We start from the raw sequence: 607 nt of genomic DNA, 5'->3' as shown, positions 1-607 counted from the left end.
GTGAGGAACCGCGACCTCCTCGAGAGCGTGCTCGAGGAGGTCGTTCAACAGTGCTGCGAGGGCCGGCGTGAACCGATCGTAGAAGCTTGAGCGGGCAACGGTCTGGTTGGTTGCTGCGGAGTACGCCCGTTGAAAGCCGGCGATAGTTCGGGCTTCGCCGTCGACGGCGAAGCCCATGATGAGCGTCCAGACGAGCATCGTGATGTCGATTTTCCGGTCACGCTGGACGACATCGCGCTCGCGCGCGATGTCTTCGATTAGCTCTCCTGGAAAGAGCGAAGTGAGCCGCCGTCGAATAAGGTCTGGGGAGAGTTCCTTCAGCACAACCTCTCCCCACGCGTTCTACACCGATAACTTCGTCAACAGAGCGCAGTCTCTCGATTTCGCTTCTTAACCGAACACGGATGGTCCGTACCCTTTCTTTGAACGGGCTCTGGTGAATCACTAGACGGCGTCGGTTTCGACCGGTAGAATTTGGAAGATGAAGCGGGAAACCGTCGATGCTCTATGTCGAAAATCTCCCGCTTCACGAAGAAGGCGGTCACGTTGGCTAAAAATGTTGTTGGTGACCGAGGCGAAGTCGCCGCCCCCGAAGGGGGTGGCGGCT

2 pseudogenes are annotated in these 607 nt (G+C 58.2%); one reads left to right on the top strand and one right to left on the bottom strand.

The annotated features are described in order from the left end of the window. Window positions 1-324: pseudogene (locus tag D3D02_RS18505) on the bottom strand (IS4 family transposase); the annotation flags it as partial. A gap of 183 nt (window positions 325-507) precedes the next feature. On the opposite strand from D3D02_RS18505, the pseudogene D3D02_RS18500 reads away from it, so the two are divergent. Continuing rightward, a pseudogene (locus D3D02_RS18500) lies at window positions 508-607 on the top strand (IS5/IS1182 family transposase); the annotation flags it as partial.

It is taken from the genome of Halobellus sp. Atlit-38R, assembly GCF_003665925.1.
GTDB classification, from domain to species: Archaea; Halobacteriota; Halobacteria; order Halobacteriales; family Haloferacaceae; genus Haloquadratum; species Haloquadratum inordinatus.
The sequence above is the reverse complement of the archived record's forward strand: the minus strand, read 5'-3'. Positions and strand labels throughout refer to the sequence as shown.